The organism is Acidovorax sp. BoFeN1 (assembly GCF_003345135.1).
Lineage (GTDB): Bacteria > Pseudomonadota > Gammaproteobacteria > Burkholderiales > Burkholderiaceae_C > Acidovorax > Acidovorax defluvii.
The window spans coordinates 39,126-50,367 of record NZ_QOZT01000019.1 but is presented as its reverse complement, the minus strand read 5'-3'; the positions used below and the strand labels follow the sequence as shown (position 1 = coordinate 50,367).

Genomic DNA, 11,242 nt, shown 5'->3' with positions numbered 1-11,242 from the left:
GTGCATGAGTGCTCCATGGCGGGCGGGTTGGCTGGGCGGGTTGTGGCGGCATCCCGTACGATGCGGCTTGTCATTTTCCACGCCCATCGTGCCATGCGCCAAGCTGTCCTGAACCTCGAAGAATCCCGTATCCGTGAAGTTGCCAATGTTGGCTTGGGGCGCAGCGATGTGCTGGCCTTCTGGTTTGGCGAGAGTGATGAGGGCACGCCCGATGTGGTGCGCCAGGCGGCTATCGACTCGCTGCAGCGCGGCGAAACGTTTTATGCGCACAACCTGGGCTTGCCCGAGTTGCGCGCCGAAGTGGCGGCCTACACCAGCCGGTTGCACCGGCCCGTGGGCGCTGACCGCATTGCCATCACTTCGGGCGGCGTCAATGCGCTGATGCTGGCGGTGCAGGCGCTGGTGGATGCGGGCGATGAGGTGGTCGCCATCACGCCGGTGTGGCCCAACCTGACGGCGCAGCCCTTGATCATGGGGGCAAAATTGCGCTGCGTGTCGTTGCGCCCACAGCCGGGCGGCGCCTGGGCGCTGGACATGCCCGAGTTGCTGGCGGCCATCACCCCGGCCACGCGGTTGCTGGTGGTGAACGCGCCCAACAACCCCACGGGCTGGACGCTAACCGCGCAGGAGCAACAAACCATATGGGCGCATTGCCGCGCCACAGGCACCTGGATCCTGGCCGACGAGGTGTATGAGCGCCTGTATTACGAGCCCACCGCCAACGGCTGTGCGCCCAGTTTTTTGGACATTGCCGAGCCCGAAGATCGCCTGGTGGTGGTGCACAGCTTTTCCAAAAGTTTCTTGATGACGGGCTGGCGACTGGGCTGGCTGGTGATGCCGCCATCAATGACGCACCACATGGGCAAGCTGGTGGAGTTCAATACATCGTGCACCAGCGTGTTCGCACAGCGGGCGGGCATTGCCGCCTTGCAGCATTCCGACGAGATCACGCCGCGTGTGGTGGCGCACCTGCAGCAGTGCCGCGACACCCTGGTGCCGCTGTTGCAGGCGCTGCCCGGCGTAGAGGTGGCCAGCGCGCGCGGTGGCATGTATGCGTTCTTTCGCCTGCCGGGGCATGGTGATTCGCTGACCACCGCCAAACGCCTGGTGGCTGAGGCGGGGCTGGGCCTGGCGCCCGGCAATGCCTTTGGCGATGAGGCGCAGGGCTGGCTGCGCTGGTGCTTTGCCTCCAAAGACCCGCAGCGCCTGGTGCAGGGGGTGGGGCGGCTAAAAAACTGGCTCGGGTTATAATTTGCGGGTTTTGCACGGTGCAAGACGCACGCCAATGGCCGTTCCAGCCGCTGGCGCAAGTAAAAACTATTGACCTGCGGCATTGCTGCCGGTCTCCATCAAGGAAAAATCAATGATCGCATCCTCTATCAAGGCCGAAGTTGTCAAGGCCAATGCACGCGCTGCCAACGACACGGGCAGCCCAGAAGTGCAAGTGGCCCTGCTGACGGCCCGCATCAACGAACTGACCCCTCACTTCAAGACGCACGCCAAGGACCACCACGGTCGCCGCGGCCTGCTGCGCATGGTGAGCCGTCGTCGCAAGCTGCTGGACTACCTCAAGGCCAAGGACGCCGACCGTTACACCGCACTGATCGCCAAGCTGGGTCTGCGCAAGTAATCTGATTTGCATGTCAAAACGCCTGGGTTAGTCCGCTAGCTCAGGCGTTTTTTACTTCGGAGCCGCAAAACAGAGCGAAGCTGTGTCATTCCAATGGCCTTGATCCCACACTGGTGGCAGGCAAGTTCACTGGAATGGCATCGTGTTCTGAATTGCCCTCCAAGCCAATCTGGCAGAGCGCTGCCAGCTATTAAAACAGGAGCTGAACATGAGCATTTTCAACAAAATCACCAAGACTTTCCAATGGGGTGACAAGACCGTCATCATGGAAACGGGCGAAATCGCCCGCCAGGCCGGCGGCGCCGTGCTGGTGAACATCGACGACACCGTGGTGCTGGCCACGGTGGTGGCGTCCAAGGTAGCCAAGGCGGGGCAAGACTTCTTCCCGCTGACGGTGGATTACATCGAGAAGACCTACGCTGCAGGCAAGATTCCCGGCAGCTTTTTCAAGCGCGAAGCCAAGCCCAGCGAGCACGAAACCCTCACCAGCCGCCTGATCGACCGCCCGATCCGCCCGCTGTTCCCCGAAGGTTTCTACAACGACGTGCATGTGGTCATCCACACGGTGTCGCTGAACCCTGAAGTCGATGCCGACATTGCCGCCCTGATTGCCACCAGCGCTGCGCTGGCCATCTCGGGCATTCCGTTCAGTGGCCCGATTGGCGCTGCGCGCGTGGGCTATATCAACGGCGAATATGTGCTCAACCCCGGCCAGACGGCGCGCAAGAGCTCGCAGATGGATCTGGTCGTCGCCGGCACCGAAGCGGCTGTGCTGATGGTCGAATCCGAGGCGCAGCAACTGTCCGAAGAAGTCATGCTGGGTGCCGTGGTGTTTGGTCACCAGCAGGGCAATGTGGCCATCAATGCCATTCATGATCTGGTGCGTGAGGCTGGCAAGCCCATGTGGGACTGGAAGGCGCCCGCCAAGGACGAGTCGCTCATCGCCAAGGTGACGGCCCTGGCCGAAGACAAGCTGCGCGCTGCCTACCAGATCCGCAACAAGCAGGCCCGCACGCACGCTTGCCGCGAAGCCTATGCCGTGGTCATGGCCGACCTGAAGGAAGACGGCGTTGCATTCGACAGCGTCAAGGTCGAAGGCATGCTGTTCGACATCGAGGCACGCATTGTGCGCAGCCAGATCCTGGCCGGTGAGCCCCGCATCGACGGCCGCGACACGCGCACCGTGCGCCCTATTGAGATCCGCAGCAGCGTGCTGCCCCGCGCGCACGGCTCGTCGCTGTTCACGCGTGGCGAAACCCAAGCGCTGGTGGTGACCACGCTGGGCACCGAGCGCGATGCACAGCGCATTGATGCGCTGGCAGGCGAGTATGAAGACCGCTTCATGATGCACTACAACATGCCTCCCTTTGCCACGGGCGAAGTGGGTCGCATGGGCAGCACCAAGCGCCGCGAAATCGGCCACGGCCGTCTGGCCAAGCGTGCTCTGGTGGCGGTGTTGCCAACCAAGGAAGAATTCCCCTACACCATGCGCGTGGTGTCGGAAATCACCGAGTCCAATGGCTCGTCGTCGATGGCTTCGGTCTGCGGCGGCTGCCTGTCCATGATGGACGCTGGCGTGCCCATGAAGGCGCATGTGGCCGGTATCGCCATGGGCCTGATCAAGGAAGACAACCGTTTTGCCGTGCTGACCGACATCCTGGGCGATGAAGATCACCTGGGCGACATGGACTTCAAGGTGGCGGGCACCACCGCCGGTATCACGGCGCTGCAGATGGACATCAAGATCCAGGGCATCACCAAGGAAATCATGCAGGTTGCCCTGGCACAGGCCAAGGAAGCGCGCATTCACATCCTGGGCAAGATGCAGGAAGCCATGGGCGAAGCCAAGACCGAAGTGAGCAACTTCGCGCCCAAGCTGTACACCATGAAGATCAACCCCGAGAAGATCCGTGACGTGATCGGCAAGGGCGGCGCCGTGATCCGTGCGCTGACCGAAGAAACCGGTTGCCAGATCAACATCGAGGAAGACGGCACCATCACCATCGCCGCCACCGACAACGCCAAGGCCGACGAAGCCAAGCGCCGCATCGAGCAGATCACGGCCGAAGTCGAAATCGGCAAGATCTACGAAGGCCCGGTCACCAAGATCCTGGACTTCGGCGCCCTCATCAACCTGCTGCCCGGCAAGGACGGCCTGCTGCACATCAGCCAGATCGCGCACGAGCGTGTCGAGCGCGTGGGCGACTACCTGACCGAAGGCCAGATCGTCAAGGTCAAGGTCATGGAAACCGACGAAAAGGGCCGCGTCAAGCTGTCCATGAAGGCCCTGGCCGAGCGTCCCGCTGGCGGCAGCGATCGTCCAGCACCGGCTGAGCGTGGTGACCGTGGTGGCGATCGCGGTGGCGAGCGCCGTGACAGCGGTCGTGATCGCCAGTCCGCCGATCAGCAGCAACAGCAGCAGCAAGCGGTGCCTTCCGAAGGCAGCGCAGGCCAGTTGAACGGTTGATTGATCTGCTATTGATATGAGAGCTGCTGGCGCTTATCCATCAAGCGCTAGCGGCCAAAATCATTCAGATTGACGTGCGAAGGATTCCTGTATGCGCGCTGTAGAAATCACTGCCTTTGGCGCCGCCGATGTGCTGCGCCTGGGCGAGCGCCCCAAGCCCCAGGCGGGGGAGGGCGAGTTGCTGATTCGCGTCAGTGCGAGCGGTATCAATCGGCCCGATGTGCTGCAACGCCTGGGGCATTACGCGCCTCCACCTGGCGCCACCGATCTGCCGGGGCTGGAGGTGGCGGGTGTTGTCGAAAGCGGCGATGCGGCGGCCCTGTTGCGCGCCGGCTTGCAGGTGGGCGACCGCGTTTGCGCGCTGGTGGCTGGTGGCGGCTACGCCGAGTGGTGCGTGGCGCCTGTCGAGCAGTGCCTTCCAGTGCCCGCGGGGCTTTCCGACATTGAGGCGGCATCTCTGCCCGAAACCTTCTTCACGGTGTGGAGCAATGTGTTTGACCGGGGTCGCCTGCAGGCAGGCGAAACCCTGCTGGTGCAGGGCGGCACCAGCGGCATTGGCGTTACCGCCATTCAGTTGGCGCGCGCTATGGGTGCCACGGTGATCGTGACGGCGGGCAGCGATGAAAAATGTGCAGCCTGCCTGGCACTGGGCGCGCACCACGCCATCAACTACAAGACCCAGGATTTTGTCGAGGAAGCAAAACGCATCACTGCCGGCAAAGGCGTGGATGTGGTGCTCGACATGGTTGCTGGCGACTATGTGGCGCGCGAGGTGGAGTGCCTGGCCGAAGATGGCCGCCTTGTCATCATCGCCGTGCAGGGCGGGGTCAAGAGTGCCCTCAATGCGGGCTTGGTGCTGCGGCGTCGGCTGACCATTACGGGCTCGACCCTGCGTCCACGCCCGGTGGCGTTCAAGGGAGCCATCGCGCGTGCGCTGCGTGAGCATGTCTGGCCCCTGATCGCGGCGGGCACGGTTCGTCCCGTCATCTATCGCACTTTCGCGGCGGTGGATGCGGCGCAGGCCCATGCGCTGATGGAATCCAACCAGCACACAGGCAAGATTGTTTTGACGTGGTCATCATGAAAAAGAAACTCATCGCTGGAAACTGGAAGATGAACGGCAGCCTGGCTGCCAACGAGGCACTGGTGCGGGCCCTTGTCACCGGCATGGGGCAGCAACCCGTCTGTGATGTGGCGGTGGCCGTGCCGGCGCCGTATCTTGCCCAGGTGGCGGGCATCGTGGCGGGGTCTGCGCTGGCGCTGGCCGCGCAGGATGTTTCGGTGCATGAGGCGGGCGCCTACACAGGCGAAACGTCGGCCGCCATGCTCAAGGAGTTTGGCGTGCGTTATGTGCTGGTGGGGCACTCGGAGCGGCGCCAGTACCATGGCGAGAGCGATACCGTGGTGGCCGTCAAGGCGCAACGGGCGCTGGCGCAGGGCATCACGCCCATCGTGTGTGTGGGCGAAACCCTGGCCGAGCACGAAGCCGGGCAGACCGAGGTGGTCGTCAAGCGCCAGTTGGCGGCGGTGATTCATCTCAATGGCCATTGCATCAGCGAGATCGTGGTGGCGTATGAACCCGTCTGGGCCATTGGAACAGGGCGCACGGCGTCGCCAGAGCAGGCCCAGCAAGTGCATGCCGTTTTGCGTGCCCAGCTGGCAGCAGCCAGTGAACACGCCGACCGGATTCGCCTGCTGTATGGCGGCAGCATGAACGCCGCCAACGCCGCGCAATTGCTGGCACAACCGGACATCGACGGTGGCTTGGTTGGCGGCGCGGCCTTGAAAGCCCAAGACTTTTTGCAAATTATTGCCGCAGCCCAATAAGGGCGTGCGCTTCAAGCTATCAAATTAGGAGTAAACAGAGAATGAGCGTGCTTGTAAATGTGATTTTGGGTGTGCAGATGCTGACGGCTCTGGGCATGATTGGCCTGATCCTGGTTCAGCATGGGAAGGGCGCAGACATGGGGGCAGCGTTTGGCAGTGGCAGTTCGGGTAGCCTGTTTGGCGCCAGTGGCAGTGCCAACTTTCTTTCGCGCACCACGGGCGTGCTGGCAACGGTGTTTTTTGTGGCAACTCTGGCGCTGGCCTATTTTGGCAACGCGCGCCCCACCGGTTCGGGCAGCGTGCTGGAAACGCCAGCCGCTGTGGCTCCCGCTGCGCCGGTAAATGGGCCTGCAGATGCTGGTTCTAACGCAGCGGTGCCCGCACCTGCGGCTGCTGCTTCGGGTGCCGGTCAGATCCCGACGAAATAATCTGCACTAAATTGGGTTTCAGGCTCTGGGGAAGGGTTTTTCCGGAGTAGAATCCCGGATTGTCTGGGAAGCCAAAACCGCAAGGTTCCTCATGCCATCCAGATAAAAAACAGCCGTCGTGGTGAAATTGGTAGACACGCTATCTTGAGGGGGTAGTGGCGAAAGCTGTGCGAGTTCGAGTCTCGCCGACGGCACCAAAACATAGGCCAGCCTGTATGACCCGGCCAGGGTTCTTGCAGGCTAGGCCACAGCGGTGAGCACATCCTCCAGATGAATCTCGAACAGTACCTCCCCGTCCTCTTGTTTATCCTGGTTGGCATTGCTGTAGGTATAGTGCCGCTGGTTCTAGGATATGTGCTGGGCCCCAATCGCCCGGACGCCGCAAAAAATTCCCCTTACGAATGTGGGTTTGAAGCCTTCGAAGATGCGCGCATGAAGTTCGATGTGCGCTATTACCTCGTGGCCATTCTTTTCATTCTGTTCGATCTGGAAATCGCCTTTCTTTTCCCCTGGGCTGTCTCGCTGCAGGAGGTGGGGGTGACCGGCTTTGTGGCCGTGGTGATCTTCCTCACCATCCTTGTCGTGGGTTTTGCCTACGAGTGGAAAAAAGGCGCCCTGAATTGGGAATGAACGGGCTGCAACAAGGACTGATGCAATGATTGAAGGCGTGATGAAGGAAGGCTTCATCACCACGAGTTACGACTCTGTGGTGAACTGGGCCAAGACCGGATCCCTGTGGCCCATGACCTTTGGTTTGGCGTGCTGTGCGGTCGAGATGATGCACGCGGCCGCTGCGCGCTACGACATTGGTCGTTTTGGCGCCGAGGTGTTTCGCGCCAGCCCGCGCCAGTCCGATCTGATGATTGTGGCGGGCACCCTGTGCAACAAGATGGCTCCTGCCCTGCGCAAGGTATATGACCAGATGTCGGAGCCCCGGTGGGTGCTGTCGATGGGGTCGTGCGCCAATGGCGGTGGTTACTACCACTACAGTTATTCCGTGGTGCGTGGCTGCGACCGTATCGTGCCGGTCGATGTGTATGTGCCTGGCTGCCCACCCACGGCCGAAGCGTTGATCTACGGGATCATCCAGTTGCAGCAGAAGATTCGCCGCACCAACACCATTGCTCGTGTCTGAAGGGTTGATGATGACTGCAGTTGCCATTCGGCCTGAAAAACTCAAAGACAACATTGCTGCGGCGCTGGGTGCCAAGGTGCGGCAGATCACGGTGGCTCTGGAAGAGGTGACCGTGGTGGTTGCCGCTGCTGATTACCTGGATGCCATGCGTGTGTTGCGCGATGCCGATGGCTGCCGTTTTGAGCAGCTGATCGACCTTTGCGGGGTGGATTACTCGGCCTACGCAGATGCCGTGAACGAAGGTGCGCGCTATTGTGTGGTGTCGCATCTGCTGTCTGTCAGTCTCAACCAGCGCGTGCGCGTCAAGGTGTTCTGCCCGGACGATGATTTTCCGGTGGTGGCCTCGGTCACCGAGTTGTGGAATTCGGCCAACTGGTTTGAGCGCGAGGCGTTCGACCTGTTTGGTATCGTTTTCGATGGTCACAACGATTTGCGCCGCATCCTGACCGACTACGGGTTTATTGGTCATCCCTTCCGCAAGGATTTCCCGCTGTCCGGACATGTGGAGATGCGCTACGACGCCGAGCAGCGGCGAGTGGTTTATGAGCCAGTTTCCATCGAGCCGCGAGAAATCACGCCCCGCATCATTCGCGAAGACAAGTACGGAGGCCTGCACTGAGCCGCTGGGCGACTCATGTGATCCATCATGGCGGAAATCAAGAACTATTCCCTGAACTTTGGTCCGCAGCACCCGGCCGCGCACGGTGTGTTGCGCTTGGTGCTGGAGCTGGACGGCGAAGTGGTGCAGCGCGCCGACCCGCACGTTGGTCTGCTTCATCGCGCCACCGAAAAGCTGGCCGAGCACAAGACCTATATCCAGTCGCTTCCCTATATGGACCGGCTCGATTACGTCTCGATGATGTGCAACGAGCATGCCTATTGCCTGGCAATTGAAAAGCTGCTGGGCATCGAGGTGCCGCTGCGTGCGCAATACATCCGGGTGATGTTTGCTGAAATCACGCGCCTGCTCAATCACCTCATGTGGCTCGGTTCGCACGGCAACGACTGCGGCAGCTCCACCATCCTGATCTACACCTTCCGCGAGCGCGAAGACCTGTTCGACATGTACGAAGCAGTGTCGGGCGCGCGCATGCATGCGGCCTACTTCCGTCCTGGTGGTGTGTACCGCGATCTGCCGGACAGCATGCCGCAGTACAAGGTCAGCAAGATCAAGAATGCCAAGGCGCTTGAGGCGATGAACCACAATCGCAAAGGTTCGTTGCTGGATTTCATTGACGACTTCACGCAGCGCTTTCCGGGCTGTATGGATGAGTATGAAACCCTGCTCACCGATAACCGCATCTGGAAGCAGCGCACCGTGGGCATTGGTGTGGTCCCACCCGAGCGCGCGCTGAACCTGGGTATGACCGGGCCCATGCTGCGGGGCTCGGGCATTGCGTGGGACTTGCGCAAGACCCAGCCGTACGATGTGTACGACCGAATGGACTTTGATGTTCCGGTTGGCAAAACCGGCGACTGCTACGACCGGTATCTGGTCCGCATGCAGGAAATGCGCGAGTCCAATCGCATCATCAAGCAGTGCGTCGACTGGCTGCGCGTCAATCCGGGCCCGGTGATTACGGACAACCACAAGATCGCCCCCCCCGATCGCGAGTCCATGAAGTCCAACATGGAAGAGCTGATCCACCACTTCAAGTTGTTCACCGAGGGCTTCCATGTTCCCGAAGGCGAGGCCTATGCTGCGGTCGAGCATCCCAAGGGAGAGTTCGGTATCTATCTGGTGAGCGACGGAGCCAACAAGCCGTATCGACTGAAGATCCGTGCCCCTGGCTTCGCGCATCTGGCCACGCTGGACGAAATGGCCCGTGGCCACATGCTGGCCGACGTGGTTGCCATCATCGGCACCATGGATATCGTGTTCGGAGAGATTGATCGATGATTACCGAAGCGACCAAAGCGCGATTTGCGCGCGAAGTAGCCAAGTACCCGGCCGAGCAGAAGCAATCTGCCGTGATGGCCTGCCTTGCCATCGTGCAGCAGGAACAGGGATACGTGAGCGAGGCCAGCGAAGCCGGCATTGCCGAATATCTTGGTATGCCGCAGATCGCCGTGCACGAAGTCACCACGTTCTACAACATGTACAACCAGCAAGCGGTGGGCAAATACAAGCTGAACGTTTGTACCAATCTGCCATGCCTCTTGCGTGATGGTGGCAAGGCGCTGGAGCATCTTGAGCACAAGCTGGGTATTTCCATGGGCGAAACGACGCCAGACGGCATGTTCACCCTGCAGCAGTGCGAGTGCCTTGGCGCCTGTGCCGATGCACCCGTGATGCTGGTGAACGATCGCAGCATGTGCAGCTTCATGGGCAACGACAAGCTCGACCAGCTGGTGGACAACCTGCGTGCGGCGGAGGCAAAGCAATGACTACAGCTGCCCAGGTGCTTGCACAATTTCAGGCAGCAGGTGTCGAAACCTGCTTCCATGACCGGCATATCGCGCCGCAGATTTATGTCGACCTGAATGGTTCCAACTGGGGCATCAAGGACTATGAAGCCCGTGGCGGATACCAAGCCCTGCGCACCATTTTGGGCGCGAATGGCGGCGAAGGTCTGACGCAGGATCAGGTGATTGCGACCGTCAAGGAGTCCGGACTTCGGGGGCGCGGCGGTGCAGGGTTTCCCACGGGATTGAAGTGGAGCTTCATGCCCCGGCAGTTCCCGGGGCAAAAATACCTCGTGTGCAACTCTGACGAGGGTGAGCCGGGTACATGCAAGGATCGCGACATCCTGATGTACAACCCGCACATCGTGATTGAGGGCATGATCATTGCTGCTTACGCGATGGGTATCAGCGTGGGCTACAACTACATTCACGGCGAAATCTTCCAGACGTACGAGCGCTTTGAGGCGGCTCTGGAAGAGGCCCGTGCGGCAGGCTACCTGGGCAATGGCATTCTGGGCAGCAGCTTCAGCTTTCAGCTGCATGCGCACCACGGTTTTGGTGCCTACATCTGCGGCGAGGAAACCGCCCTGCTCGAATCCCTGGAAGGCAAGAAAGGCCAGCCACGATTCAAGCCGCCGTTTCCGGCCAGTTTTGGCCTGTACGGCAAGCCTACGACCATTAACAACACCGAGACGTTCGCTGCGGTGCCTTGGATCATCCGCAACGGCGGAGCTGCCTACCTGGCGTGCGGCAAGCCCAACAACGGTGGCACCAAGATCTTTTCGGTCAGTGGCGATGTGGAACGGCCCGGCAACTACGAGGTGCCCATGGGCACGCCGTTTGCCAAGCTGCTTGAGCTGGCTGGCGGTGTGCGCACGGGTCGCCAGCTCAAGGCGGTGATTCCTGGTGGTTCTTCGTCTCCCGTTTTGCCGGCATCCATCATCATGGAATGCACCATGGACTACGACTCGATTGCCAAGGCCGGTTCCATGCTGGGTTCTGGGGCGGTGATCGTGATGGACGACTCGCGCTGCATGGTGGAGTCGCTCAAGCGCCTGTCATATTTCTACATGCATGAGTCGTGTGGGCAGTGCACCCCTTGCCGGGAAGGTACGGGTTGGCTCTGGCGCCTGGTGGACCGCATTCACCGCGGCGACGGGCGTCCCGCCGACATGGATGTGCTGGATTCCGTTGCCAGCAACATCATGGGGCGCACCATCTGCGCCCTGGGCGACGCGGCAGCGATGCCCGTACGCGCCATGATCAAGCACTTCCGTCCCGAGTTCGAAGCGTTGATCCGGAACAAGACCCCTCAGGCTGCACCCTCTGCCTGATCGCGAGAAAAGCAT

12 protein-coding genes and 1 tRNA gene are annotated in these 11,242 nt (G+C 61.0%); all 13 read left to right on the top strand.

Translation table 11 applies throughout. The features are described from left to right. Positions 1 to 93: 93 nt before the first annotated feature. The 13 genes from DTW89_RS07035 (at position 94) to nuoF (ending at position 11,227) form a co-directional block, all read left to right on the top strand. Positions 94 to 1,251, top strand: coding sequence for a pyridoxal phosphate-dependent aminotransferase (locus DTW89_RS07035; RefSeq protein WP_114655412.1), 1,158 nt, complete (start codon positions 94 to 96; stop codon positions 1,249 to 1,251). 112 nt (positions 1,252 to 1,363) lie between these two features. Beyond that, positions 1,364 to 1,630: a 30S ribosomal protein S15 gene (rpsO, locus tag DTW89_RS07030; RefSeq protein WP_005793232.1), complete on the top strand. Its 267-nt coding sequence runs from the start codon at positions 1,364 to 1,366 to the stop codon at positions 1,628 to 1,630. 208 nt (positions 1,631 to 1,838) lie between these two features. Then, positions 1,839 to 4,097 carry a polyribonucleotide nucleotidyltransferase gene (pnp, locus tag DTW89_RS07025; protein WP_114655411.1) on the top strand — a complete coding sequence of 753 codons (2,259 nt, stop codon included), beginning with the start codon at positions 1,839 to 1,841 and terminating at the stop codon, positions 4,095 to 4,097. Positions 4,098 to 4,188: 91 nt separating this feature from the next. Further along, positions 4,189 to 5,181, top strand: coding sequence for an NAD(P)H-quinone oxidoreductase (locus tag DTW89_RS07020; RefSeq protein WP_114655410.1), 993 nt, complete (start codon positions 4,189 to 4,191; stop codon positions 5,179 to 5,181). Continuing rightward, on the top strand, positions 5,178 to 5,924 hold the full coding sequence (gene tpiA, locus DTW89_RS07015; protein WP_114655409.1) for a triose-phosphate isomerase: 747 nt from the start codon (positions 5,178 to 5,180) through the stop codon (positions 5,922 to 5,924). The genes DTW89_RS07020 and tpiA overlap by 4 nt, the downstream gene beginning before the upstream one ends. Positions 5,925 to 5,965: 41 nt before the next feature. Then, the gene (gene secG / locus DTW89_RS07010) at positions 5,966 to 6,352 is read left to right on the top strand and encodes a preprotein translocase subunit SecG (RefSeq protein WP_114655408.1); all 387 of its coding nucleotides are present in this window, start codon (positions 5,966 to 5,968) and stop codon (positions 6,350 to 6,352) included. Between the two features lie 112 nt (positions 6,353 to 6,464). Then, positions 6,465 to 6,549, top strand: a tRNA-Leu gene (locus DTW89_RS07005). 73 nt (positions 6,550 to 6,622) lie between these two features. Further along, a complete protein-coding gene (locus DTW89_RS07000) occupies positions 6,623 to 6,982 on the top strand; it encodes an NADH-quinone oxidoreductase subunit A (RefSeq protein ID WP_114655407.1) in 360 nt (119 codons plus the stop codon). Between the two features lie 25 nt (positions 6,983 to 7,007). Next, a complete protein-coding gene (locus tag DTW89_RS06995) occupies positions 7,008 to 7,487 on the top strand; it encodes a NuoB/complex I 20 kDa subunit family protein (RefSeq protein ID WP_007849129.1) in 480 nt (159 codons plus the stop codon). A 10-nt stretch (positions 7,488 to 7,497) separates the two neighbouring features. After that, a complete protein-coding gene (locus DTW89_RS06990) occupies positions 7,498 to 8,106 on the top strand; it encodes an NADH-quinone oxidoreductase subunit C (protein WP_114655417.1) in 609 nt (202 codons plus the stop codon). A 27-nt stretch (positions 8,107 to 8,133) separates the two neighbouring features. Continuing rightward, positions 8,134 to 9,387: an NADH-quinone oxidoreductase subunit D gene (locus tag DTW89_RS06985; protein WP_024814475.1), complete on the top strand. Its 1,254-nt coding sequence runs from the start codon at positions 8,134 to 8,136 to the stop codon at positions 9,385 to 9,387. Beyond that, the gene (nuoE, locus tag DTW89_RS06980) at positions 9,384 to 9,875 is read left to right on the top strand and encodes an NADH-quinone oxidoreductase subunit NuoE (protein ID WP_024814476.1); all 492 of its coding nucleotides are present in this window, start codon (positions 9,384 to 9,386) and stop codon (positions 9,873 to 9,875) included. The genes DTW89_RS06985 and nuoE overlap by 4 nt, the downstream gene beginning before the upstream one ends. Continuing rightward, on the top strand, positions 9,872 to 11,227 hold the full coding sequence (gene nuoF / locus DTW89_RS06975) for an NADH-quinone oxidoreductase subunit NuoF (protein ID WP_114655406.1): 1,356 nt from the start codon (positions 9,872 to 9,874) through the stop codon (positions 11,225 to 11,227). The genes nuoE and nuoF overlap by 4 nt, the downstream gene beginning before the upstream one ends. Positions 11,228 to 11,242 lie beyond the last annotated feature (15 nt).